This is a genomic window from Enterobacter cloacae complex sp. P27C, assembly GCF_014895705.1.
GTDB classification, from domain to species: domain Bacteria; phylum Pseudomonadota; class Gammaproteobacteria; order Enterobacterales; family Enterobacteriaceae; genus Enterobacter; species Enterobacter bugandensis.
Genome location: NZ_JADBQB010000007.1, coordinates 189,727 through 212,968, shown reverse-complemented (window position 1 = coordinate 212,968; position 23,242 = coordinate 189,727). Strand labels below are relative to the sequence as shown.

The following is a 23,242-nucleotide window of genomic DNA, read 5'->3' as shown; positions in this document are numbered from 1 at the left end:
TGGATGAAGAAATCATAATTGTGTGTCGCGGGTAACACTTTCTGGATAAAGAATATTCCCTGACAGCTTTCCATAGGTAGAGGTGATGGATTGCTGTTTGCCGGTTTGATCGATGAGATGCCTAAGCTCATCCATTCGAATTGCCAGTAACTCTTTGAGTTGACTTTCATTTTTGAGCACGTTTTCAAGCAAGAATCTGGCCTGTTCGATATGGGGCCGTGGTGCTGATGCTATTGGATTAAGCGAAATATTTTCAATAAGTTGAACATAAGTGATTTCTTGCGTGATGAGATCGTCCCACTGGCCTGCTTTAGCCAGCTTGAGCATTGAAAGGCTGAGATCATGTAGCGCCTGCCAGGCGCTAAGAGCAGAGTTGGGGTTGTTCATTAAAAATTATCCTGGTGAGAGGAGACATTAGAGCCAATTTGTTTCCACGCGTCAGCAATGTTATTCAATAAGTCCTCAACTTCGACAATTGCCCCTTCGTCATTACGTAAATTAGCGTGTAAGAGACGACGAATCATATAGTCATAAAGTGCTGCAAGGTTCGCAGAAAGCGGACCTTCAATCTCCATGTTCAAACCAGCCTTCAACCCGTTGTCGATGATATTTATCGCTTTCGACAAAGCTTCACCTTTTTCGGCAACACGACCCTCGTTGAGAAAAAGCCGAGCACGGACAAGGGCACTGAGTGCCCCGTCAAAAAGCATGGTCACAAGTTGGTGCGGATTTGCACTCATTACCGCACTTTCAAGACCGATTTGTTGATATGCACGCGCACCAATTTGTGAGTACATGATTATTCCTTAACTGCTGGACGAACTAAATTGCTGTTTCAGATAGGTGGATGTATTGTTCATTTTGCTCATCAACGTATCCAGATTCGTGAATTGCGCCTTATATCGCGCCATTGTGGCTTCTATATTTGCTTCCATCGCGTCATAGCGTTGATCAAGCGTTTTAAGCGTCGTGTTTATACCGTCAGTCGCATTCTTGATAATCCCTTCTTTACCCGCGGTCGTGCTTAACATGTTTGTGAGCATCGTGCCCATTTGTGTCGCAAGGCCGGTTGCTTTCCCATCACCGGCAAAATATTCCTGTACCGCTTCTGGATTATCCGTTAAGGCTTTGCTCAATTTGGTCGAGTCAATCTTAAGATTGCCTAACGAACCGTCGGCCCCCGTCGCGGTATCTTGCGTGACACCCAGCTGAGCCAGGATTGCATAAGAGCCTGACTGCACCTCAGTTAATAATCCGCGTAGCTGAGATTGCACCGAGCGTACCGTGCTATCGCCAATTAACGCGCCGTTATTTGCAGACTGGCTTTCACCGGCATCAACCTTTATATATTTGGTGACGGATGTAATGGTCGACTGTAAAGCATTATAGGCAGTTACCCAGTCAGTTATGGCTTTTTGAGTGGTGTCAGCAGCACGAGTAATATCCAGATTTTCACTGCTCGTGCTCTCATTTTTAAGACTCAGGGTAATACCCGGCAGGGCATCAGTAATCGTGTTAGTTGAACGCTCAATCGTGATGTCGTTGATAATAACTTGCGAATTTTTGGATGCCGTCTGTTGATTCATCACGCCTGTGTGAGTTGAAGAATCATATCCAATGATATTTTGTAATGTGCTGTCGCCCGAGACGCTCACCGTCATATCATTTGCTGTACCAGATGTTTTAGAGGTCAGCATTAAAGTGTAGTCACCGTCTTTCGCTTTAATGACGGTAGCAGTAACGTTCCCGTTCGCTTTGTTGATCGCGCTGGCGATTCCATTTAATGAGGTATCGGAATCACCGAGCGTAACGGTCAGCGGCGTTGTCGAGCCGGCTTGTGCAATGGTTATCGTACGAGTTCCACCCGTTGTTGCGCCTAACTGCGAGGTCGCGCTAGCCTGACTCGCAGTAGTCAGTACCTGTGCTTTTGCCAGCGATTTAACCTGAACGGTATAGCTGCCGACGGTGGCTCCCGTTGCCGTGGTTGCCGTAAAGGAGGTATTGGTCGATCCGACTGCTGTTGCGTTCCATGTGTCAGTTTTAGAGAGTGCTGCAGTGGCGGTATTGAGCGTTTGCATCGCACTTTGCAGCTTACTGAATGCGCTGAGCTGCGCATTATAAGAGGTTTGCTGATTCGTTATTGTTGTTAATTTTGTTTTTTCAGCGGTTTCAAGGTTAGTGTAGAGCGTCTGTAAGTCCAAACCTGAGCCGACGCCAAGACTACTGATTGTTGCACTTGCCATTAGATTGTTTCCTTTAGTCAATGGTAGTTTCAGCTAGTTATCGGCGAGAGGAGAAAATAGTTTAATCATTAGTTGATAAAATTATCGGCAGAATAAGCGGCATTCCTTTCGGCATATACCCTCTTTGTTATCGGTAGGAAGGATGCAGTTCGGGGATATTTCTTCTTACAATAAAAGGCTGAACGCCAGTAGAAATCGTGGTTTTTTACCATGCTGATGAATATTTTTCATTTAAAATCAGTTAATTAAAAAAAACTCAATGAAAATTCTAAAGTCTTCATGACGTTCGTCGATAACCTTTTTGACGGTGAGAGACGCCGTGAGTGTTAAGCACCGACCCTAGAATCCAATTTGAAGGAATTAAAATATGTCAGTAATCAATACTAACCTGTTATCCCTGTCTACTCAGAACAACCTGAATAAATCTCAGTCTGCTCTGGGTACTGCGATTGAGCGTCTGTCTTCTGGCCTGCGTATCAACAGCGCGAAAGACGATGCTGCTGGTCAGGCGATTGCTAACCGCATGAATTCACAGATCAAGGGCATGACTCAGGCTGCTCGTAACGCCAACGATGGCATCTCTATGATTCAGACTGCTGAAGGCAACCTGAACGAAATTAACACCAACTTGCAGCGTATCCGTGAACTGTCTGTACAGGCAGCAAACGGCACCAACCAAGATACTGACATGGCCTCTATCAATACCGAGATCAACCAGCGTCTATCTGAAATTGACCGTATCGCAGGTGCTGCGAACTTCAACGGTAAAAACCTGCTGGATGGTTCTCAGAGCGGCGGCGTAACCATTCAGGTTGGTGCGAACACTAAAGCCGGTGATACCATCAGCATCGGCTCTGATTCTCTGATCAATGCTAAACTGAGCTCCCTGGCATCGGGTACTGCACTTTCTGGCGGCACTGCAGCAATTAGCGACAACGCCACTGCAAAAGCGGTTATTGATGCAGTTGATACTGCTCTTAAAGGTATCGACGGCGCGCGTAGCAACCTGGGTGCAATGCAAAACCGTTTCGAATCTACAGTTAACAACCTGAACAACTCAGTGACTAACCTGTCTGCTGCACAGTCTCGTATCCAGGATGCTGACTACGCAACCGAAGTGTCTAACATGTCACGTGCACAGATCCTGCAACAGGCTGGTACTTCTGTACTGTCTCAGGCAAACCAGGTTCCTCAGGCAATGCTGTCTCTGCTGCGTTAATTCTTACGCCCTTGATATTTCAAAACCCGGCGTTGCCGGGTTTTTGTTATATTGCCTCACTCCACTTTTATGTTGATAGACTTGAAAATATTATGCGCAAAATTTTACTTACCATTGACAGGTTCGAACACTACGGTCAACACGAGAGTATATTTTTTGATTTGATAGAATATTTTCATCGTCATAACTGGCAGGTCGATGTTGTTGCCAAAACAACGGGTCGGTATTGGCTCAACAATTTAAATGTCATAAATGAAAATAAAAACATTCGGTTATTGGAACAACCCAATGGTAAGTTGCATGCTTCCTACGACCTGATGTGGATATTTAACGGCTATATCCCGGCCGTACTGAATACGACTTTTATGCGAGGAGATTGTGTTTCCAGGGTCTTCTTTCATCATTTTTACAGCTATGCTGACTATGATTTACCCTATGGCGCAGATGCTGAAAATGCGCTTTCTAGCACCAGTTTTGCCTGCTCAACCGCCAGCTATGTCCGCTTAGTTGAAAAGGGCATTAAACAACCGCGGATCAAGATTTTTCCGCTTACCATTAATAATCAATTTTCTTCTGCCGGAAGGGTCTTCACAGATAAACTCGAAAAAGCACTGCTGATTTCTACTGGTTATAATAAGAATTTAGTGGAGCTTATTGAGTTATTCAAGACCAAAAATATTGAACTAGATTATTATAATCTGGACTCTGCGCCTGGCCCCGTAACCCCAGAATTGCTGTCACAATATCAGCTAATTATTGGCGATGAAGCGCGCGCTGTATATGCCATGAGTATGGGGTTGCCGGTTGTGATATCAGACGGTATTTCCTCGCATGGTTATCTAACAGAAGCAAATCTGTTGGAACGAACTGATTATCATTTTGCACTGACAGGTGCTTCCAAAATTGTTAACCAAAACCGCTGGGTCAAAGAAATCCTTGACGGTTACCCGCAGGCAGCCTGCTGGGCCTGGGAATACCGGGCTGAAGCAAACGCGCAATTTTCTTTAGACACCTGCGTAGGCAAGATACTGGATCGTTTACCTGCGCCGAAAAAACTACAAATTTCGCAGGAACAGCACAGTAACCTTGAATTTCATCGTAAGGTTATGGACAGTTTTGGGGAAGAAACAACGCGATCGGTGAGTAGTTGGATAAATGAAAGAAAACCAACTCCGCTGCGTTCCGCTATTATAGGGACTTTGCTTCAGTCTTTCCCTACCTGTGCCAGTATTACTGTCATAATTATTGATCGCGAAGGCGATAGAAATAAGCTGCGTGCGAGTTTGCTTTCTGTTAATAACCAAACACTAAGTGCCGACGCAATCATCGTAGTAGGAAAACTGCCATCATTTGATATTAACGATTGCCCGACAATACGCTTCGTGGATAATCTCAACCGGGCGGTGGATGAAATCACGTCAACTAATCTGCTCATTATGGACTCGGGCAATACTCTGGAAGAGCATGCGCTACTTACCTGTGCCGAGTTTACGATGCGTGATCCCCGGCGGGAACTTTGGTATTTTGACGAGCTCGTTATACGTAATGATGATGAAGATGGCTTAATTCTGAAGCCGGAATGTGATATAGATATGCTGCGTGCACATCCTTACATCGGTTCCAGTGTCTTTGTTTCAAAAGATGCAGTAAGTCGCCACAATGACTTTAATACTGACTATCAGTATTTGAGTCATATCGATATTTGTTGGAAATTAATTGAAGAAAAAGGTCCTCTCGTAATCGGCCATATTCCTGAGGCGTTGATCTCCGGGACCATCAGCATTAGTGAGTGGTGTAAAAATCCCGCCATCATGGATGAAATGAAAATCATCACTGCCGCGCATCTTTCACGCTGTGGCATACATGCAAAGATCGTAGCTGGCGAAGAGCCTGGCGTTCAGTTCGTGATGTATCAACTTCCAGCCATCGCAAAGGTGTCGGTGATTATTCCAACACGGGACCGTCTGGTGTTACTCCAGCGGTGTATAGACTCTCTGATGGAGAAAACGGCGTACCATCTGTATGAAATTATTATTGTTGATAATGGTTCTACTGATGAAGATGCGAGAAAGTACTTGGACCAGCTTGAGTCCATGCAGTTGGCGCAAATTAAAGTTCTGCGCTGGGATGCGGCGTTTAACTTTGCCTCTATCAACAACTATGCCAGCCGTTATGCAACAGGTGAATACCTGTTGTTTATGAATAATGATATTGAAATTAATGAAGGCAACTGGATGGGGGCATTGCTCGAACTCGCTCAACGCCCGGAAGTCGGTATAGTAGGTAGTAAACTTGTCTATCCTGATGGCACGCTGGAGCATGGTGGGTATATCACGGGCATCAATGACGGCGTGACTGTCTGTGGGAGAGGAAGCTCTCAGGAAGAAAGCGGCTTTCTTAGCCGGTTGAAGATCCCTCGGGGCGCTCATGCAGTAAGTGCGGCCTGCATGATGATGCGTAAAGAAGTATTTGATGAGCTTGGCGGATTCGATGAAGAGAATTTCCCGATCTACTACGCTGACGTTGATTTGGCATTAAAAGCAAAAGCGCAAGGTTATATCACCTTGTGGACACCTTTTAGCAGCGTTAAGCACCTTGGCGGAGCTTCGCGTTTGTTCCCAGAAAAATTTTCAGTCGCTACTCATGCGGATGAAGCATGTCATGATGCGCTACTTGATAAATGGGGAGCAGAACTGGCACGTGATCCTTATTATAATTCTAATATGAACCGTCTCGGGTCGACATTCAGCCTAAATACACGTATGTCGCGCTTACCGAATGCGCTGCCAGGAAGGCCGTTACCTGTGATCATGGGGACCCACATTAACTGGACAGGATGTGGTAATTATCGCGTCATTAAACCTCTTCATGCACTTCAGCAAGAGCTGAAAGCTGATGGTGGATTGATCTTGGGACTGCCAACGGTGATGGAAGTGGCCCAATTCCAGCCCGATCGACTGATTCTTGAAGTACCTATTGCTGATGATATTCCTCAGACAGTAAAACGCTATCGTCAGGTCTGTAATGCCAAAATTATTATGGAATTTGATGATTACTATTTAGACGTCCCGGAGAAAAATATTTTCAGGGAGAATGTGCCAAAAGACATTCAGAATCGCCTGAGTTCAGCCCTTGCTCTGGCCGACTGGGTTGTTGTTTCGACTGAGCCGCTGGCTGAAGCTTATTCTCGTTTCCATTCGGATATCCGTGTGGCAAAAAATCGTCTGGATATGGAACTGTGGGGAACCCTCAAGTCTGCTAAACGTTGTGGCAAAAAACCTCGTGTAGGCTGGGCAGGAGGCTCGAGCCATACGGGCGATCTTGAAATATTGTTACCTATCATTCATGAATTACAGGATGAAGTGGAATGGGTGTTTATGGGGATGAAACCTGCAGGTGTCAATTGTGAATTCCATTTACCTGTACCTTTTGAACATTATCCGCAAAAGTTGAGTGAACTTGATCTTGATCTGGCATTGGTCCCGCTTGAACAGAATCGGTTCAATGAATGTAAAAGTAATCTTCGTCTCTTAGAACTGGGAAGTTGTGGATTCCCCATTATCTGCACCGATATCGAACCCTATCGCTGTGGCCTGCCCGTTCATCGGGTAAAAAATACCCCCAGTGCGTGGATTTCTGCTGTTCGTGAGCATATTTACGACAGGAATGCACTTAATAAGGCTGGGGAACAACTGCGCAACGCAGTACACCGAGACTGGATGCTAAGAGAGAGTGGTCTGGATGATTGGCAACGTGCCTGGATAGGCTAATGCTTGTACCCAAGTGGGAAAGCGTCAGAAACTGGCGGTGTCTGAAACGAAGAATAGGTAAATGATGTATGTATCAGGGTGAAAAAATTGGTGTGGGGATCGTCACTTTTAATCGTAAAGACGGTTTGCTTAAACTATTTAACTCTCTGCCGCGCCAATATATTGATGAACTGGTTATTATTAATGACGGACAACATTATCCTGAGTATTCAGGTCTTGATTGTTGTTATATTTTGAATGAGGAAAATCTCGGGGTCGGGTGCAGCAAAAATCGGGCCCTGTCATATCTGCAAGAAAAAGGCGTTGACCACTATTTTCTTATTGAGGATGACGTTTTTGTTAAACGGGATGATGTTTTTCTTCGCTATATTGAAATGGCCCGACTCACAGGCATACAACATTTTAATTTTAGTCAGCATGGGTTACTGAATGTTAATCCACAGGGACAGCCACTCGTGCGAATGCGGTGCGATTATGCAAGTGAAAAACTATTTATGTTCCCTTCCTGCGTGGGAGCATTTAGTTACTACACTGCATTGGCGCTCGATACAGTGGGTCTGATGGACGAACGTTTCTATAATGCTCTTGAGCATGTTGATCATACTATTGCGATTATTGATGCTGGCATGCATCCTCCGTTCGGTTATTTTGCAGACATCGCAGACTCACAAGATTATATTGGTGATGAAGGATGGAGTACTAAGCAATCCACAATTTCAGGCGAACTCACTTTCAGGGCGATAGTGACAGTGGCTTTGCAACGTTTTAAACAAAAGCGTGGTCTCATGCCTACTGATATTACTATTGAGAATACAAAAAAAGTCACTCGGCAATTGGAAAAAATCTATAAAAAATATGCAGTTAGTCATTAAAGAGTGCATTATAACATTCAGCAAGCCAGTTGCGGAAAAACCACTGGCTGCTGTTTTTCCTGATCTAATCTCAAAATAACCCCCCATTTCACCCATTATTCATCCAATTGAACGCCCTGCAGAATCGGATAATCATGCCGATAACTCAACTAACGCAGGGCTGTTTATCGTGAATTCACTCTATACCGCTGAAGGTGTAATGGATAAACACTCGCTGTGGCAGCGTTATGTCCCGCTGGTGCGTCACGAAGCATTGCGCCTCCAGGTGCGTTTGCCGGCGAGCGTGGAACTTGACGATCTGCTACAGGCGGGCGGTATCGGGTTATTGAATGCAGTTGACCGATACGACGCTCTGCAAGGAACGGCATTTACGACTTACGCAGTTCAGCGTATTCGTGGTGCGATGCTGGACGAGCTGCGCAGCCGCGACTGGGTGCCGCGCAGCGTTCGCCGCAACGCGCGCGAAGTGGCGCATGCGATGGGGCAGCTGGAACAGGAACTGGGACGCAACGCAACGGAAACCGAAGTGGCGGAACGTCTTGGCATTGCTGTTGAAGAGTATCGTCAGATGTTGCTCGATACCAATAATAGCCAACTCTTCTCCTATGACGAGTGGCGCGAAGAGCATGGCGATAGCATCGAGCTGGTGACGGACGAGCACCAGCAGGAAAACCCGTTACACCATTTAATGGAAGGGAATTTACGCCAGCGCGTAATGGAAGCGATTGAAGCTCTGCCCGAGCGCGAACAGCTGGTGTTGACCCTTTATTACCAGGAAGAGCTTAATCTCAAAGAGATTGGCGCGGTTCTGGAGGTGGGGGAGTCGCGGGTTAGCCAGCTGCACAGCCAGGCCATTAAACGCTTACGAACCAAACTGGGTAAGTTATAGGTGATCCAATCACCCGAAAAATGCCGCACAACGTATTGACAACCAGGAGTTATCATGACGGTGCAGCAATCTAAAAGACGGCCTTTAAGCCGCTACCTTAAAGACTTTAAACACAGCCAGACGCATTGCGCCCACTGTAACAAATTACTCGATCGTATCACGCTGGTTCGCCGCGGCGAGATCGTGAATAAAATCGCTATCTCTCGCCTCGACACGTTAATGGATGAAGCCGCGTGGCTCGAAGAGCAAAAAGAGTGGGTGGCGCTTTGCCGTTTCTGTGGCGATCTCCACTGCAAAGAGCAAAGCGACTTCTTCGATATCATCGGCTTCAAACAATTCCTGTTTGAACAAACGGAGATGAGCCACGGCACCGTGCGCGAATATGTGGTTCGCCTGCGCCGTCTTGGGCAGCATCTGAGCGTTAACAATATCTCTCGCGATCTGCTGAAGACCGGTTACCTGGATGAAAATCTGGAGCCGTGGCTGCCTGCAACCAGCACCAACAACTACCGTATTGCGCTGCGCAAGTATGCGCAATATAAGGTGCAAATGCCGGGTTCCGTGAAGCAGAAAGCGCTCGCCGGAACAACTTCTGATATATATTAAAAAAGAATAAGATGTAGCGCAGTCGCCTTTGACGTTGTAGGCGATTTCTCTACACTACGTAAAAATTCCACTATATCGGGGTATTTATGAAATTTGCACTTCTGGGTCGTCAGGCGCTGATGGGTGTTATGGCCGTCGCGCTGGTTGCGGGCATGAGCGTGAAAACGTTCGCTGCAGAAAACCTGCTGAATAAAGTAAAAGAGCGCGGTACGCTGCTGGTCGGGCTGGAAGGAACCTATCCTCCCTTCAGCTTCCAGGGCGATGACGGCAAGCTGACCGGTTTTGAAGTGGAATTTGCAGAAGAACTGGCGAAGCACCTCGGCGTTAAAGCCTCCCTGAAACCGACCAAATGGGACGGTATGCTGGCGTCGCTGGATTCAAAACGTATTGACGTGGTGATTAACCAGGTGACCATTTCTGACGAGCGTAAGAAGAAGTATGACTTCTCCACGCCGTACACCGTGTCCGGTATTCAGGCGCTGGTGAAGAAAGGTAACGAAGGCTCCATTAAATCCGCTGCCGATCTGAAAGGCAAAAAAGTCGGCGTCGGTCTGGGAACTAACTACGAAGAGTGGCTGCGCCAGAACGTTCAGGGCGTGGACATCCGCACCTATGATGATGACCCGACGAAATATCAGGACCTGCGCGTAGGCCGTATCGACGCCATTCTGGTTGACCGTCTGGCCGCTTTGGATCTGGTGAAGAAAACCAACAATACCCTGGCAGTAGCGGGTGATGCGTTCTCTCGTCAGGAATCCGGCGTGGCCGTCCGTAAAGGCAACGAGGATCTGGTGAAAGCCATTGATTCCGCGATTGCTGACATGCAGAAAGACGGCAGCCTGAAGGCGCTGTCTGAGAAGTGGTTCGGGGCCGACGTCACCAAATAAGTCGCTGACCTGGAAAAAAGGCGCTTTTAAAAGCGCCTTTTTTATTTCTTACGCGTCTGCGTGCATAATGAAAAATATCACATTTTGTCTGAGTTACCGGAGAGTCCATGTCACTACAGAATTTAACGCGCTTTCCCCGTCTGGAATTTATCGGTGCGCCGACGCCGCTGGAGTACCTGCCGCGATTTTCTGATTATCTGGGACGCGATATTTTTATTAAGCGCGATGACGTGACGCCGATGGCGATGGGGGGCAATAAGCTGCGCAAGCTGGAGTTTCTGGCGGCCGACGCGCTGCGCGAAGGCGCGGATACGCTTATTACTGCCGGGGCCATTCAGTCCAACCATGTTCGTCAGACGGCCGCCGTGGCGGCAAAACTCGGTCTTCACTGTGTGGCGTTGCTGGAAAACCCGATTGGCACGCGGGCGGAAAACTATCTGTCCAACGGTAACCGTCTGCTTTTAGACCTGTTCAACGTGCAGGTGGAGATGGTGGATGCGTTGACCGACCCGACCGCACAGCTCGACGATCTGGCCACGCGTCTGGAAGCGCAGGGTTTCCGCCCCTACGTTATTCCCGTCGGCGGTTCGAACGCGCTGGGCGCGCTGGGCTATGTGGAAAGCGCGCTGGAAATCGCCCAGCAGTGCGAGGGCGCCGTTAGCCTCTCGTCGGTCGTTGTCGCCTCCGGAAGCGCGGGCACGCATGCCGGGCTGGCGGTGGGGCTGGAACAGCTTCTGCCGGATGTCGAGCTGATTGGCGTGACGGTTTCCCGCAGCGTCGCGGACCAGAAGCCAAAAGTAGTGGCGCTGCAACAGGCGGTGGCAGAGCAGCTGGAGCTGAAGGCCAGGGCCGAGATCCTGCTCTGGGATGACTATTTTGCGCCGGGCTACGGTACGCCTAATGAAGAGGGGATGGAAGCCGTTAAGCTGCTGGCGCGCCTTGAAGGTATACTGCTCGATCCGGTCTATACGGGTAAAGCGATGGCCGGGCTTATCGATGGCATTGCGCAGAAACGCTTTAAGGATGAAGGGCCGATTTTATTTGTGCACACCGGCGGGGCGCCCGCGCTGTTTGCTTATCATCCTCATGTCTAAAAATCAGGTCGAAAAATAATAATGCAAGAAAGTATTCAACTGGTTATTGATTCCCTGCCATTCCTGCTGAAAGGTGCGGTATTCACGCTACAGCTCAGTATCGGCGGGATGTTCTTCGGTCTTGTGCTGGGCTTTGTACTGGCCTTAATGCGCATGTCGCCCATCCTGCCGGTACGCTGGCTGGCGCGCTTTTATATTTCCGTGTTTCGCGGTACGCCGCTTATCGCTCAGCTCTTTATGATCTACTACGGTTTACCGCAGTTCGGCATCGAGCTGGATCCGATCCCGGCGGCGATGATTGGCCTGTCGCTTAACACGGCGGCCTATACCTCCGAAACCCTGCGCGCGGCGATCTCGTCGATTGATAAAGGCCAGTGGGAAGCGGCGGCCAGTATCGGAATGACGCCGTGGCAGACGCTGCGACGCGCCATTCTGCCGCAGGCGGCGCGGGTAGCGCTTCCGCCGCTGAGCAACAGCTTCATCAGCCTGGTGAAAGATACCTCTTTGGCGGCAACCATCCAGGTGCCGGAGCTGTTCCGTCAGGCGCAGCTCATTACCTCGCGCACCCTTGAAGTTTTCACCATGTATCTGGCCGCCTCGCTGATCTACTGGGTGATGGCGACGGTATTGTCTGCGCTGCAAAACTACTTTGAAAACCAGCTTAACCGCCAGGAGCGTGATCCAAAATGAGTGCAATTGACGTCAAAAACCTGGTGAAAAAATTCCACGGGCAAACGGTGCTCCACGGCATCGACCTGGAAGTTGAGCAGGGCGAAGTCGTGGCGATTATTGGCCCGAGCGGGTCGGGGAAAACCACGCTGCTGCGTAGTATCAACCTGCTTGAGCAGCCGGAAGGGGGCACCATTCGGGTTGGGGAGATAACGATTGATACCGGTAAATCCATCAGCCAGCAGAAAGGGTTGATTCGCCGCCTGCGTCAGCATGTTGGCTTTGTGTTCCAGAGCTTCAATCTATTCCCGCACCGCACGGTGCTGGAAAATATTATTGAAGGACCGGTCATTGTAAAAGGTGAGCCCAAAGAGGAAGCGACGGCACGCGCCCGCGAGTTGCTCGCCAAAGTCGGGCTGGCAGGGAAAGAGACCAGCTATCCGCGCCGCCTGTCGGGCGGACAGCAGCAGCGCGTGGCCATCGCGCGCGCGCTGGCGATGCGCCCTGACGTGATCCTGTTTGATGAACCGACCTCCGCGCTCGATCCCGAACTGGTGGGTGAGGTGCTGAACACCATCCGCCAGCTGGCGCAGGAAAAACGCACGATGGTTATCGTGACCCATGAAATGAGCTTTGCGCGCGACGTGGCGGACAGAGCCATCTTTATGGACCAGGGGCGGATTGTAGAGCAGGGACCGGCGAAAAGCTTATTTGCTAACCCTCAGCAGCCGCGAACCCGTCAATTCCTGGAAAAATTCCTTATGCAGTAGCATTTATGTACTCATTTGCTCCAGAAAGTTCTTCTGGAGCAAATTATTCTCGCTCTTCGCCTTAAACGGTGTTCTTTTATTCTACCCGAACAGAATAATCCTTATCCATAGCACAGTTAATTGTGCTAGTACCGATATTTTGTAGTTAGAAATAAGTTTTATGTGTTAGGTTATATTCACCATAATAATGATTATCTTTTCAGAGGCTTCTTTTAGTAAGTATGAAGGATTCAGACTTTTTCACCTGGCGACGGGATTGCTCCCTGCGGTTTCAGGAATTGACCTGTGCCGCCGAGGTATATCATGAACTTCAGAGACAAACTCAGGCGCTGGAATTCGATTATTACTCACTCTGTGTGCGCCATCCGGTGCCGTTTACGCGGCCTAAAATCGCTGTGCATGCCACTTATCCGCAACAGTGGCTGGCGCAATATCAATCAGAGAACTATTTCACCATCGATCCGGTGCTAAAGCCGGAGAATTTCATTCAGGGGCATTTACCCTGGACGGACGAATTATTTGCGGATGCTCAGGAATTATGGCATAGGGCGCAGGACTTCGGTCTACGTTCGGGAATAACGCAGTGTCTGATGCTGCCTAATCATGCGCTCGGCTTCCTCTCAGTTTCCCGTACTCGCGCGCAGGAAGGACCGTTTGCCGGCGAGGAAATAGAGCTGCGGCTGCAGATGCTGGTGCAAATGGCATTAACAGCGCTGCTGCGTTTTGAAGATAAGATGGTTATGCCGCCTGAGATGAAATTCAGCAAACGCGAACGAGAAATTTTGAAATGGACCGCGGAAGGTAAGACGTCGGCGGAAATAGCGATCATTCTCTCTATTTCAGAGAATACGGTTAACTTCCATCAGAAGAATATGCAGAAAAAATTTAATGCGCCAAACAAGACGCAGATTGCCTGTTATGCGGCGGCTACGGGACTGATCTGATTAGAGAGTACGTTCTGCGTGACAGACGGGTGGACGGCTGAATGCACTGCATCCAGCCGTTTTTTGTTACTGGCGGTACGCTTGTTTGATTTGCTTAACGGTGTTAGCAAATACGGCCGATTCCGCCTGGTCTTCCATCTGCGCGATTTGTTTTTCCATTTTAATGATCACACGACCAGCATCAGCCTGGCCCATCGCCTGCAGCATCAGCGTTAGCAGCGCTTTCAGGCAGTTTACTTCCTGTGCCAGTTCCTGGTTATTCTCCGCAGTGGCAAATTCAGGGGTGCTCATTTATTTTCCTCATTATTAAACGGCGCTAAAGCGCGACGACGAAAGTCAAGGCGGCGGAGTATACCACAAGCTGCAGCAAAAAATGCAGCGGTTGTTTTTCGTACTTTTACGCCAGTGTTTATTTGCGTAAACAGAGCCAGCCGGTAAACTGATGCTCTGGTACGGCTATTAATTGTTTGCGCCTGGTTTACTTGCCGTTAATTATTGTTACAAAAATTGAGAACAGTTTTTCCGCGAGGAAAGCGTGCAAGCTTTTTGTAACTTTTTGAATACAGATGCTTAAAAATAGCCGCAAAAGCTCTGATGGCAAGGGCTCTCTTTCCATGGACTGTACAGGCTAATTTCCAAAAACGAGAGCAAAATCGAATAGCCGATTTTTTAACGTTTTAATCTTGTGATGAAAACCGTTAATATAAGCCAAATTATCACTCAGTAGCGTTATCCCTATTCTGGAGACATTTCCTTTGATCAACGTCCTTCTTGTTGATGACCACGAACTGGTGCGCGCAGGGATACGACGCATTCTTGAAGATATTAAAGGTATTAAAGTTGCCGGTGAGGCGTGCTGTGGGGAAGATGCTGTAAAATGGTGCCGCACAAACTCGGCCGATGTGGTGCTGATGGATATGAATATGCCCGGTATCGGTGGCCTTGAGGCAACACGCAAAATCGCGCGTACCTTTGTTGATACAAAAGTCATCATGCTGACCGTGCATACTGAAAATCCGCTTCCCGCGAAGGTGATGCAGGCGGGGGCAGCCGGTTACCTTAGCAAAGGCGCCGCACCGCAGGAGGTCGTCAATGCTATCCGTTCTGTATTTGCCGGCCAGCGTTACATTGCCTCCGACATTGCGCAGCAGATGGCGCTGAGCCAGATCGAACCCGAGAAAACGGAATCACCGTTTGCCAGTTTGTCTGAGCGTGAATTGCAGATTATGCTGATGATCACCAAGGGTCAGAAAGTGAATGAGATCTCAGAGCAGCTGAATCTCAGCCCGAAAACGGTCAACAGCTATCGTTATCGTATGTTCAGTAAACTGAACATTCATGGTGATGTTGAACTGACTCATCTGGCCATCCGGCACGGTTTATGTAACGCGGAGACGTTGTTAAGTCAGTGAGTGATGTATTCGATTCAAAAGCATTTCTGAAAACCGTAACCAGCCAGCCAGGCGTCTATCGGATGTATGACGCTGGCGGTACGGTTATCTATGTAGGGAAGGCCAAAGATCTTAAAAAGCGTCTTTCCAGCTATTTCCGCAGTAACCTTGCCTCCCGTAAGACCGAAGCGCTGGTCTCACTCATTCAGAATATTGATGTCACCGTGACGCATACCGAGACGGAAGCGCTGCTGCTTGAGCACAACTATATTAAGCTCTACCAGCCGCGCTATAACGTGCTGCTGCGGGACGACAAATCCTATCCGTTTATCTTTCTGAGTGGTGACACCCATCCGCGTCTGGCGATGCACCGCGGCGCAAAACACGCGAAAGGGGAATATTTCGGCCCCTTCCCGAATGGCTATGCCGTGCGAGAGACGCTGGCGCTGCTGCAAAAAATCTTCCCGATCCGCCAGTGTGAAAACAGCGTCTACCGCAACCGCTCGCGCCCGTGTTTACAGTACCAGATTGGGCGTTGCCTTGGCCCCTGTGTTGCCGGGCTGGTCAGTGAAGACGAGTATGCGCAGCAGGTGGAATACGTACGCCTGTTCTTAGCTGGCAAAGACGATCAGGTTTTAACCCAGCTGATCGCCAGAATGGAAAAAGCCAGCGCCGCACTTGAGTTTGAAGAGGCTGCGCGGATCCGCGACCAGATCCAGGCGGTGCGCAGAGTCACTGAGAAACAGTTTGTCTCAAATACCGGCGACGATCTCGACGTTATTGGCGTGTCCTTCGACGCCGGCATGGCCTGCGTGCATGTGCTGTTTATTCGCCAGGGCAAAGTGCTCGGCAGCCGCAGCTATTTCCCGAAGGTGCCTGGCGGCACCGAGCTGGGTGAAGTGGTGGAAACCTTTGTTGGCCAGTTTTATCTTCAGGGCAGCCAGATGCGTACGCTGCCCTCGGAGATCCTGCTCGATTTTAGCCTTGATGACAAAACCCTGCTGGCCGATTCGCTTTCCGAACTGGCCGGGCGTCGGGTCAATGTTCAAACCAAACCGCGCGGCGACCGTGCACGCTATCTGAAGCTGGCGCGGACCAACGCGGCGACGGCGCTCACCACTAAACTGTCCCAGCAATCGACGGTTAACCAGCGTCTAACCGCGCTGGCGACGCTCCTGAAGTTGCCGGAAGTGAAGCGAATGGAATGTTTCGATATCAGCCATACGATGGGTGAGCAGACGGTGGCGTCCTGCGTGGTATTTGACGCCAACGGCCCGCTTCGCGCCGAGTATCGCCGCTATAACATCACCGGCATCACGCCGGGTGACGACTATGCTGCCATGAATCAGGTGCTGCGCCGTCGCTACGGTAAAGCGATTGAAGAGAGCAAGATCCCGGACGTGATTCTTATCGACGGTGGGAAAGGGCAGCTAGGTCAGGCGAAAGCGGTATTCGAGTCGCTCGACGTTGAGTGGGACAAAAACCATCCGCTGCTGTTAGGCGTGGCAAAAGGGGCCGATCGTAAGGCTGGTCTGGAGACACTGTTCTTCGAGCCGGAAGGTGAGGGCTTCAGCCTGCCGCCGGACTCCCCGGCGCTGCACGTCATTCAGCATATTCGCGATGAATCACACGATCACGCCATCAGCGGTCACCGTAAAAAACGGGCGAAGGTCAAAAACACGAGCACGCTTGAGACTATTGAGGGCGTTGGGCCAAAACGCCGCCAGATGCTGCTGAAGTATATGGGCGGATTGCAAGGATTACTCAACGCCAGTATGGAGGAAATTGCAAAAGTGCCGGGTATTTCGCAAGGGCTGGCAGAAAAGATCTACTACTCGTTGAAACATTGAGGGCTCTGTAGCAACATAGAGCTAAATTTTACTGACAACAAATAGTTACCGTCACTATGCAATATAATATCCCTACGTTGCTCACTCTCTTTCGTGTTGTACTCATTCCGTTCTTTGTGCTGGCGTTTTACCTGCCGGTCGTCTGGGCACCGTTCGCCTGCGCATTGATCTTCCTTATTGCAGCGGTCACCGACTGGTTTGATGGCTATCTGGCGCGCCGCTGGAACCAGAGCACCCGTTTCGGCGCCTTTCTCGATCCGGTAGCGGATAAAGTGATGGTCGCGATCGCGATGGTGCTGGTGGCTGAGCACTATCATACCTGGTGGGTGACGCTGCCCGCCGCAACTATGATTGGCCGTGAGATCATCATCTCTGCGTTGCGTGAGTGGATGGCGGAGCTGGGGAAACGCAGCAGCGTCGCGGTATCCTGGATTGGTAAAGTGAAAACCACCGCGCAGATGGCCTCGCTGGTGTGGATGCTCTGGCGTCCGAACGCCTGGGTTGAGTGGGCGGGGATTGGCCTCCTGTGGGTGGCGGCAGTGCTGACGCTGTGGTCAATGCTGCAATATTTGAACGCTGCGCGCGGGGATTTGCTTGATCAGTGATCGTTTCGCCGTAATTTTCAGCAAACAATCCAGACAAGCAAAAAATAACGTTGACTCATCACGTCATATCAGTAGAATGCAACGCATCGAACGGCGGCACAGCAAGCCGGACGATAATGAAATCAAGTGGTTAGCAGTTAACTTGATAACATGCGGGAATAGCTCAGTTGGTAGAGCACGACCTTGCCAAGGTCGGGGTCGCGAGTTCGAGTCTCGTTTCCCGCTCCAGATTAAAGACATGCGCAATAGCGGGTGTCAGTTAGAAAAGTTTTACGGCGCGTTAGCAAAGCGGTTATGTAGCGGATTGCAAATCCGTCTAGTCCGGTTCGACTCCGGAACGCGCCTCCACTTTCTTCCCGAGCCCGGATGGTGGAATCGGTAGACACAAGGGATTTAAAATCCCTCGGCGTTCGCGCTGTGTGGGTTCAAGTCCCACTCCGGGTACCATGGGAAACAAAGAATAATCAAAGCAATAAGCAGTGTCGTGAAACCACCGAAAGGTGGTTTTTTTGTGCCTGAAATCCACTTTCTTGCATCATTGTTATTATTCAGTTATTCAGTTATTCAGTTATTCAGTTATTCAGTTATCCAGAGCGAAGGTGTATTTGTCGGCGATACGACAGGGATTCGCGAAGATGCATTGCATCAGTACCCCTGTCATATCGCCGATATCATTCTGCGCTCAGGTTGTCAGAAATATTCACGCTTGCCACGGACTGAACTTTCCATGCGCCATTTTCTTTGACCATGCAGTCAATCACGGTGTGATCCCGCTTTTTGCCGAATGATATATACACCTGCATGCATGCGGCATCGTAATCTAATGCCCGCGCACTGACGATGCCCCAGTCATCATCATATCCCTGGGCCTTTATGAACATATCGACGTCAGGCACGTCATATTCATCCGGATCCAGCTTATCCATGGCTTTGAGCTTGCTGATTGTTTCGCGGGTAACGTATCGGCTCAGCGCTTCATAGTTTTTTATTGGCTCTTTCCCGCTAAGAATCTGCGAGATGTACCACTTATTAAACTGAAGGGCGGCGGATGCCTCAGGGGGTAGCTTCTGTGCAGCTGATACGAGAGTGGGCAGAAGCAGGGCAGCAAGAATTATTTTTTTCATGTTAGTCATGCCTGTATATTGCATACGCTGGCTTTACTTCCCGGTATTCTTTTCCCGGATACATTGTTCGCTGAACAAAATCAGAGTACCAGACGCCGTTCCCGCCATAGATGCATGCATGGCCATAGGGGTGGTGGGCTGTAGGCTGGATCACTGCCACGTCACCCTCAACAGGCTCGCCGTAAATCTGATGGAAGCCAGCCAAAATCAAATTGCTTTTCATATTCTTAGCATAATGTGTGTTCTGCAGATTAGCACCGCCAGCGCGAATGGCTTTTGAAACAAATTCTGCACATCTTTTCTGGCTATGCTCGCCCGCATGCTGGCGGGCATAAACTGCGGCTTTATGGGCACTCCACATAATTTAATCCCTTATAGACTTAATGGTTAACAAGGGAAACATTACGCCTGGAAGTTGCAGTTTTTTGTAAATAAGGGTGATCGGAATTAAACCACTATCTGTTTGGATAATGGTGTTTGGTTAATCCATACGGCATCTTTATGCCCGCTATCGCGGGCGTTTTAATATCCGCCCAAATACGCCTTCCTCACCTCCTGATTTCCGAGCAGCTCCTCGCCGCTGCCGCTCAACCGGATCTGCCCGTTAACCATCACATATCCGCGGTCGGAAAGCTTCAACGCATGGTGCGCATTCTGCTCCACCAGAAAAATGGTCATGCCGTTGCGGGCCAGCTCGCGCAGCGTCTGGAAGATCTGTTTCACCACTATCGGCGCTAAGCCCAGGCTCGGTTCATCCAGCAACAGCAGCCTGGGACGGCTCATCAGCGCCCGGGCGATCGCCAGCATCTGCTGTTCCCCGCCTGACATGGTCATCGCGCGCTGCTTGCGCCTCTCCTTGAGGCGAGGGAACAGGTCGAACATGGTTTGCATATCTTCAGCCGCAAACCGGTTGCCGATGGGGATGGTTCCCATCAGCAGGTTCTCTTCGACGGTCATATCCGGGAAGACACGCCGGCCTTCAGGCGCCTGCGCAATGCCGCCGGAGGCGACGTAGTGGGTGGATTGATGGCTGATGTCGTCACCATTGAACAGAATCTGCCCGCTCCGGATGCGCGGCTGGCCAAAGATAGACATCAGCAATGTGGATTTACCCGCGCCGTTAGCGCCAATCAGCGCCACGGTCTCACCTTTATTGACCTCCAGGGAGACCTGCTTCAGCGCCTGAATGGCGCCGTAGAACACATCCACCTTGCGAAAAGCCAGCAGCGGTTCGCTCATAGGGACACCTCGCTCTCATCCGTACCCAGGTAGGCGGCAATGACCTTTTCATCATGCTGGATCTGCTCGGGTTTACCTCTGGCAATCACATCGCCGTGGTCGAGCACGATAATGTCGTCCGAAATCTCCATCACCATCCCCATATCATGTTCAATCAGTAAGACCGTGATGTCATGGCGATCGCGCAGGAAACGAATAATGCTGCTCAGCTTATGCGTTTCGACCGGGTTAAGCCCGGCGGCAGGCTCATCCAGACAGATCATCTCGGGCCCGGTACACATTGCCCGCGCGATCTCCAGACGCCGCTGCTGCCCGTACGACATCTCTCCCGCCAGGCGATTGGCGCACTCCACCAGGTCCACCACCTCCAGCCAGTAGAAGGCCCTGTCCAGGGCATCGCTTTCCGCCCGCCGATATGCCGGCGTGTTTAAGATCCCGGCGAGCAGATTGCGGTTAACGCGCATATGCTGCGCGACCAGCAGGTTTTCCACGACAGACATCTCGCGAAAAAGGCGGATGTTCTGAAAGGTGCGCGCCAGCCCGGCGCGGTTCACCAGGTGCGTTCCGCCAAACATTTTGTAGAACAGGCGCTGCCCGAACTGCGCGGGGTTAATCCAGTCGCCCGGCTGGAATTTTTGTCCGAGGACCTGAATAACGTTGGTCGTTTTAGTGCGGGTAGAAAATAAAATATTGCCGCCGGAAGCCTTATAGAAACCCGTCAGGCAATTAAACACGGTTGTTTTTCCCGCTCCGTTTGGCCCGATAAGGGCGGTAATGGAGCCGCGCTGCACGTCCAGATTAACGTCGTTAAGCGCCTTAATCCCACCGAAGTGCATCATCAGATGTTCCACGCGCAATATCGTCCCGTTCATGGCGCCACGCCCTTACGCACGGCAAACCCGCTGCGGTTAATGCGGATCAGGCCGCGTGGACGCCAGATCATCATCACCACCATCAGCATGCCAAACAGCAGGACACGGTACTCAGCAAAACTGCGCAGCAGCTCCGGCGTTACCGTAAGCACGAAGGCGGCCAGCACCACGCCAAGGGTCGAGCCCATGCCGCCCAGCACTACGATGGCGAGGATCAGCGCGGATTCAAAGAAGGTAAAGGAGGTCGGATTCACAAACCCCTGATAGGTTGCGAAGAACACCCCGGCAATCCCCGCGGTCGACGCGCCCAGCGTAAAGGCGGAAAGCTTCACCAGGACGTGATTCAACCCCATCGAGCGGCAGGCAATTTCGTCTTCTCGCAGGGCTTCCCACGCCCGGCCAATCGGCATCCGCGTCAGGCGGTGTTTGACGTAGAGCACCAGCATCACAACCAGAAACAGTACCGCGTAGATAAAAATAAACTTCATGTTCGGGTTGTAGGTCAGGTGGAAAAACTCGTGAAAAGGCACGCCGCCTTCTTTCGCGCGTCGTCCAAATTCCAGGCCGAAAAAGGTGGGGGGAGGGGCTGACACGCCGTTTGGCCCCCCCGTGAAGGTCAGCCAGTTGTTCAGGATCAGGCGAATGATCTCCCCGAACCCGAGGGTGACGATCGCCAGATAGTCGCCGTGCATGCGCAGTACCGGAAAGCCGAGCAGGGCACCGGCGGCGGCGGCCATGATTGCCGCCAGCGGCAGCATGCTCCAGAAGCCTAACCCCAGATACTGATACCCCAGCGCCAGACCGTACGCGCCAATCGCGTAGAAGGCGACGTATCCCAGGTCCAGCAGGCCGGCCAGCCCCACGACGATGTTCAGCCCCAGACCGAGAAGCACGTAGATCAGCCCGAGAATGGCGACGGTCAGTACATACTTGGTGGCGACAAACGGGAAGCAAACCGCAAGCGCAATCACCAGAGGAATAATCCAGCGCATGCGGCTTTTGTAGTCCGGAGACCTAACATAGACGCCCGCGTTATCGGCTTCGAAGCGAGCCTGGAAACGAGCGCCCGCGGCGGTACCCAAAAAAGCGCTCAAGAGAAAACGCCCCAGCATTACAATGCCGACCATCCAGGCCAGCCGTTGTCCGGCAAAGTTAAAGCTGTACCCGTCCAGCACCACGCCAGCAATCGGGCCGAAGATAATCAGCGCAATCAGCCCGGAAAAAATCGCGTCCAGAACGCAGCGCTTTAGAGAAAAACCGTGCGATGTCATCATTCTCTTCCTCACACTTTGGCCACAACCGGGCGCCCGAGCAGACCCTGGGGCCGGAAAATCAGGATCATGACCAGCAGGCCAAACGAGAAGACATCTTTATAGTCCGAGTTCACCATGCCCGAGAACTGGGCTTCCGCGACGCCCAGGATAAGGCCACCGAGCATGGCGCCGGGCAGGGAACCGATACCGCCGAGCACCGCCGCCGTAAAGGCCTTAATGCCAATCACAAACCCGACGTAGAAATCAAAGGTGCCGTAATTCATGGTGATGAGCACGCCCGCCAGGCCGGCCATCGCCGCGCCGATAACAAAGACCAGGGAGATAATCCGGTCGGTGTTGATCCCCAGAATAGAGGCCATTTTGCGATCCTGCTGTACCGCGCGGCACATCCGCCCCAGCCGGGTATGGTTGATTATCCACGTAAGCACCAGCATGCCGGCAAACGAGGCGAGCAGAATAAACACTTTGGTGTAGGTTATCTGCACGAACCCGTCGCCAAGATGCAGTCGAATCACGCCGTCGAGCATGGTCGGCACCCCTTGCTGGCGCGGGCCCTGGCTCAGCTGGGCGTAGTTTTGCAGGATAAGCGACATCCCGATGGCGGAGATAAGCGGCGCCAGGCGCGTGGAGTTGCGCAGCGGCCTGTAGGCGATACGCTCGATAGTCCAGCCGTACACGCCAGTTACCGCGATGGTGAACACCAGCGTACCCAGAATCAGCAGGGGGAAGGACTCAAGCCCGAAGAAAGAGAGCAGCGCCAGACCAATGGCGCAGAGATAGGCGGAAATCATATACACTTCGCCGTGGGCGAAATTGATCATCCCGATAATGCCGTACACCATGGTGTAGCCGATGGCGATCAGGCCGTAGACGGAGCCCAGCGTTAAGCCATTGACTAACTGCTGCAGGAAGAATGTACTCATC

Annotated in this window: 23 protein-coding genes and 3 tRNA genes; 16 read left to right on the top strand and 10 right to left on the bottom strand. The window is 50.8% G+C overall.

The features are described 5' to 3' along the window. Positions 1 to 12: 12 nt before the first annotated feature. Genes fliT through fliD form a run of 3 tightly spaced genes read right to left on the bottom strand, consistent with a single transcriptional unit; the run spans position 13 to position 2,243 of the window. A complete protein-coding gene (fliT, locus tag IM291_RS16355; protein ID WP_049000127.1) occupies positions 13 to 387 on the bottom strand; it encodes a flagella biosynthesis regulatory protein FliT in 375 nt (124 codons plus the stop codon). Next, complete coding sequence (fliS, locus tag IM291_RS16350) at positions 387 to 797, bottom strand: flagellar export chaperone FliS (RefSeq protein ID WP_049000129.1); 411 nt, start codon at positions 795 to 797, stop codon at positions 387 to 389. The genes fliT and fliS overlap by 1 nt, the downstream gene beginning before the upstream one ends. 9 nt (positions 798 to 806) lie before the next feature. Next, positions 807 to 2,243, bottom strand: coding sequence for a flagellar filament capping protein FliD (fliD, locus tag IM291_RS16345; RefSeq protein ID WP_049000130.1), 1,437 nt, complete (start codon positions 2,241 to 2,243; stop codon positions 807 to 809). Positions 2,244 to 2,610: 367 nt separating this feature from the next. Between fliD and IM291_RS16340 the strand changes: the two genes are divergently transcribed. The 10 genes from IM291_RS16340 to sdiA all read left to right on the top strand — a co-directional run bounded on the left by IM291_RS16340 (position 2,611) and on the right by sdiA (position 13,963). Continuing rightward, positions 2,611 to 3,462, top strand: a complete 852-nt coding sequence (locus IM291_RS16340) for a flagellin domain-containing protein (RefSeq protein ID WP_049000131.1) — start codon at positions 2,611 to 2,613, stop codon at positions 3,460 to 3,462. A 92-nt stretch (positions 3,463 to 3,554) separates the two neighbouring features. Then, the gene (locus IM291_RS16335; RefSeq protein WP_192987302.1) at positions 3,555 to 7,232 is read left to right on the top strand and encodes a glycosyltransferase; all 3,678 of its coding nucleotides are present in this window, start codon (positions 3,555 to 3,557) and stop codon (positions 7,230 to 7,232) included. Between the two features lie 68 nt (positions 7,233 to 7,300). Continuing rightward, positions 7,301 to 8,104, top strand: a complete 804-nt coding sequence (locus IM291_RS16330) for a glycosyltransferase family 2 protein (RefSeq protein WP_053087964.1) — start codon at positions 7,301 to 7,303, stop codon at positions 8,102 to 8,104. Between the two features lie 169 nt (positions 8,105 to 8,273). Further along, positions 8,274 to 8,993, top strand: coding sequence for an RNA polymerase sigma factor FliA (locus tag IM291_RS16325; RefSeq protein ID WP_014170714.1), 720 nt, complete (start codon positions 8,274 to 8,276; stop codon positions 8,991 to 8,993). Between the two features lie 54 nt (positions 8,994 to 9,047). Continuing rightward, on the top strand, positions 9,048 to 9,599 hold the full coding sequence (gene fliZ, locus IM291_RS16320; protein ID WP_028013680.1) for a flagella biosynthesis regulatory protein FliZ: 552 nt from the start codon (positions 9,048 to 9,050) through the stop codon (positions 9,597 to 9,599). An 86-nt stretch (positions 9,600 to 9,685) separates the two neighbouring features. Further along, on the top strand, positions 9,686 to 10,486 hold the full coding sequence (gene tcyJ / locus IM291_RS16315) for a cystine ABC transporter substrate-binding protein (RefSeq protein ID WP_028013679.1): 801 nt from the start codon (positions 9,686 to 9,688) through the stop codon (positions 10,484 to 10,486). Between the two features lie 107 nt (positions 10,487 to 10,593). After that, positions 10,594 to 11,580, top strand: a complete 987-nt coding sequence (dcyD, locus tag IM291_RS16310; RefSeq protein WP_045260342.1) for a D-cysteine desulfhydrase — start codon at positions 10,594 to 10,596, stop codon at positions 11,578 to 11,580. 21 nt (positions 11,581 to 11,601) lie between these two features. Further along, positions 11,602 to 12,270 carry a cystine ABC transporter permease gene (gene tcyL / locus IM291_RS16305; protein WP_028013677.1) on the top strand — a complete coding sequence of 223 codons (669 nt, stop codon included), beginning with the start codon at positions 11,602 to 11,604 and terminating at the stop codon, positions 12,268 to 12,270. Beyond that, a complete protein-coding gene (gene tcyN, locus IM291_RS16300; protein WP_041909387.1) occupies positions 12,267 to 13,019 on the top strand; it encodes an L-cystine ABC transporter ATP-binding protein TcyN in 753 nt (250 codons plus the stop codon). Before tcyL ends, tcyN begins: the two co-directional genes overlap by 4 nt. A 221-nt stretch (positions 13,020 to 13,240) precedes the next feature. Continuing rightward, positions 13,241 to 13,963, top strand: coding sequence for a transcriptional regulator SdiA (sdiA, locus tag IM291_RS16295; RefSeq protein WP_028013675.1), 723 nt, complete (start codon positions 13,241 to 13,243; stop codon positions 13,961 to 13,963). Between the two features lie 66 nt (positions 13,964 to 14,029). On the opposite strand, the gene IM291_RS16290 is transcribed toward sdiA, so the two are convergent. Further along, positions 14,030 to 14,254 carry a DUF2594 family protein gene (locus tag IM291_RS16290; protein WP_014832453.1) on the bottom strand — a complete coding sequence of 75 codons (225 nt, stop codon included), beginning with the start codon at positions 14,252 to 14,254 and terminating at the stop codon, positions 14,030 to 14,032. 464 nt (positions 14,255 to 14,718) lie between these two features. Here IM291_RS16290 and uvrY point away from each other — a divergent pair, with 464 nt between their 5' ends. From uvrY to IM291_RS16260, 6 genes are all read left to right on the top strand, one after another. Then, on the top strand, positions 14,719 to 15,375 hold the full coding sequence (uvrY, locus tag IM291_RS16285; RefSeq protein ID WP_013096026.1) for a UvrY/SirA/GacA family response regulator transcription factor: 657 nt from the start codon (positions 14,719 to 14,721) through the stop codon (positions 15,373 to 15,375). Further along, a complete protein-coding gene (gene uvrC / locus IM291_RS16280) occupies positions 15,372 to 17,204 on the top strand; it encodes an excinuclease ABC subunit UvrC (protein WP_045260340.1) in 1,833 nt (610 codons plus the stop codon). Before uvrY ends, uvrC begins: the two co-directional genes overlap by 4 nt. A gap of 56 nt (positions 17,205 to 17,260) precedes the next feature. Next, entirely contained in the window at positions 17,261 to 17,809 is a 549-nt protein-coding gene (pgsA, locus tag IM291_RS16275) for a CDP-diacylglycerol--glycerol-3-phosphate 3-phosphatidyltransferase (RefSeq protein ID WP_041909393.1), read from the top strand. 152 nt (positions 17,810 to 17,961) lie between these two features. Beyond that, positions 17,962 to 18,037: transfer RNA gene (locus IM291_RS16270), tRNA-Gly, on the top strand. 46 nt (positions 18,038 to 18,083) lie between these two features. Next, positions 18,084 to 18,157, top strand: a tRNA-Cys gene (locus IM291_RS16265). A gap of 12 nt (positions 18,158 to 18,169) precedes the next feature. Continuing rightward, positions 18,170 to 18,256 (top strand) — tRNA-Leu (locus tag IM291_RS16260). A gap of 224 nt (positions 18,257 to 18,480) precedes the next feature. Here the strand turns inward: IM291_RS16260 and IM291_RS16255 are convergent. The 6 genes from IM291_RS16255 to IM291_RS16230 all read right to left on the bottom strand — a co-directional run bounded on the left by IM291_RS16255 (position 18,481) and on the right by IM291_RS16230 (position 23,241). Continuing rightward, entirely contained in the window at positions 18,481 to 18,933 is a 453-nt protein-coding gene (locus tag IM291_RS16255) for a DUF3828 domain-containing protein (protein WP_028013673.1), read from the bottom strand. Between the two features lies 1 nt (position 18,934). Next, positions 18,935 to 19,294, bottom strand: coding sequence for a hypothetical protein (locus IM291_RS16250; RefSeq protein ID WP_049001204.1), 360 nt, complete (start codon positions 19,292 to 19,294; stop codon positions 18,935 to 18,937). 161 nt (positions 19,295 to 19,455) lie between these two features. Further along, the gene (locus tag IM291_RS16245) at positions 19,456 to 20,172 is read right to left on the bottom strand and encodes an ABC transporter ATP-binding protein (protein ID WP_049001202.1); all 717 of its coding nucleotides are present in this window, start codon (positions 20,170 to 20,172) and stop codon (positions 19,456 to 19,458) included. Beyond that, positions 20,169 to 21,044, bottom strand: a complete 876-nt coding sequence (locus IM291_RS16240) for an ATP-binding cassette domain-containing protein (RefSeq protein ID WP_048956507.1) — start codon at positions 21,042 to 21,044, stop codon at positions 20,169 to 20,171. The genes IM291_RS16245 and IM291_RS16240 overlap by 4 nt, the downstream gene beginning before the upstream one ends. Next, complete coding sequence (gene livM / locus IM291_RS16235) at positions 21,041 to 22,315, bottom strand: high-affinity branched-chain amino acid ABC transporter permease LivM (protein ID WP_049001199.1); 1,275 nt, start codon at positions 22,313 to 22,315, stop codon at positions 21,041 to 21,043. Before livM ends, IM291_RS16240 begins: the two co-directional genes overlap by 4 nt. Before the next feature lie 11 nt (positions 22,316 to 22,326). Then, complete coding sequence (locus tag IM291_RS16230; RefSeq protein WP_028013668.1) at positions 22,327 to 23,241, bottom strand: branched-chain amino acid ABC transporter permease; 915 nt, start codon at positions 23,239 to 23,241, stop codon at positions 22,327 to 22,329. Position 23,242: the final 1 nt, after the last annotated feature.

Excerpts from the sequence above, each read along its gene's own strand:
- fliT (WP_049000127.1), bottom strand. The coding sequence starts at position 387 with ATGAACAACCCCAACTCTGCTCTTAGCGCCTGGCAGGCGCTACATGAT.
- fliS (WP_049000129.1), bottom strand. The coding sequence starts at position 797 with ATGTACTCACAAATTGGTGCGCGTGCATATCAACAAATCGGTCTTGAA.
- fliD (WP_049000130.1), bottom strand. The coding sequence starts at position 2,243 with ATGGCAAGTGCAACAATCAGTAGTCTTGGCGTCGGCTCAGGTTTGGAC.
- IM291_RS16340 (WP_049000131.1), top strand. The coding sequence starts at position 2,611 with ATGTCAGTAATCAATACTAACCTGTTATCCCTGTCTACTCAGAACAAC.
- IM291_RS16335 (WP_192987302.1), top strand. The coding sequence starts at position 3,555 with ATGCGCAAAATTTTACTTACCATTGACAGGTTCGAACACTACGGTCAA.
- IM291_RS16330 (WP_053087964.1), top strand. The coding sequence starts at position 7,301 with ATGTATCAGGGTGAAAAAATTGGTGTGGGGATCGTCACTTTTAATCGT.
- fliZ (WP_028013680.1), top strand. The coding sequence starts at position 9,048 with ATGACGGTGCAGCAATCTAAAAGACGGCCTTTAAGCCGCTACCTTAAA.
- tcyJ (WP_028013679.1), top strand. The coding sequence starts at position 9,686 with ATGAAATTTGCACTTCTGGGTCGTCAGGCGCTGATGGGTGTTATGGCC.
- dcyD (WP_045260342.1), top strand. The coding sequence starts at position 10,594 with ATGTCACTACAGAATTTAACGCGCTTTCCCCGTCTGGAATTTATCGGT.
- tcyL (WP_028013677.1), top strand. The coding sequence starts at position 11,602 with ATGCAAGAAAGTATTCAACTGGTTATTGATTCCCTGCCATTCCTGCTG.
- tcyN (WP_041909387.1), top strand. The coding sequence starts at position 12,267 with ATGAGTGCAATTGACGTCAAAAACCTGGTGAAAAAATTCCACGGGCAA.
- sdiA (WP_028013675.1), top strand. The coding sequence starts at position 13,241 with ATGAAGGATTCAGACTTTTTCACCTGGCGACGGGATTGCTCCCTGCGG.
- IM291_RS16290 (WP_014832453.1), bottom strand. The coding sequence starts at position 14,254 with ATGAGCACCCCTGAATTTGCCACTGCGGAGAATAACCAGGAACTGGCA.
- pgsA (WP_041909393.1), top strand. The coding sequence starts at position 17,261 with ATGCAATATAATATCCCTACGTTGCTCACTCTCTTTCGTGTTGTACTC.
- IM291_RS16255 (WP_028013673.1), bottom strand. The coding sequence starts at position 18,933 with ATGAAAAAAATAATTCTTGCTGCCCTGCTTCTGCCCACTCTCGTATCA.
- IM291_RS16250 (WP_049001204.1), bottom strand. The coding sequence starts at position 19,294 with ATGTGGAGTGCCCATAAAGCCGCAGTTTATGCCCGCCAGCATGCGGGC.
- IM291_RS16245 (WP_049001202.1), bottom strand. The coding sequence starts at position 20,172 with ATGAGCGAACCGCTGCTGGCTTTTCGCAAGGTGGATGTGTTCTACGGC.
- IM291_RS16240 (WP_048956507.1), bottom strand. The coding sequence starts at position 21,044 with ATGAACGGGACGATATTGCGCGTGGAACATCTGATGATGCACTTCGGT.
- livM (WP_049001199.1), bottom strand. The coding sequence starts at position 22,315 with ATGACATCGCACGGTTTTTCTCTAAAGCGCTGCGTTCTGGACGCGATT.
- IM291_RS16230 (WP_028013668.1), bottom strand. The coding sequence starts at position 23,241 with ATGAGTACATTCTTCCTGCAGCAGTTAGTCAATGGCTTAACGCTGGGC.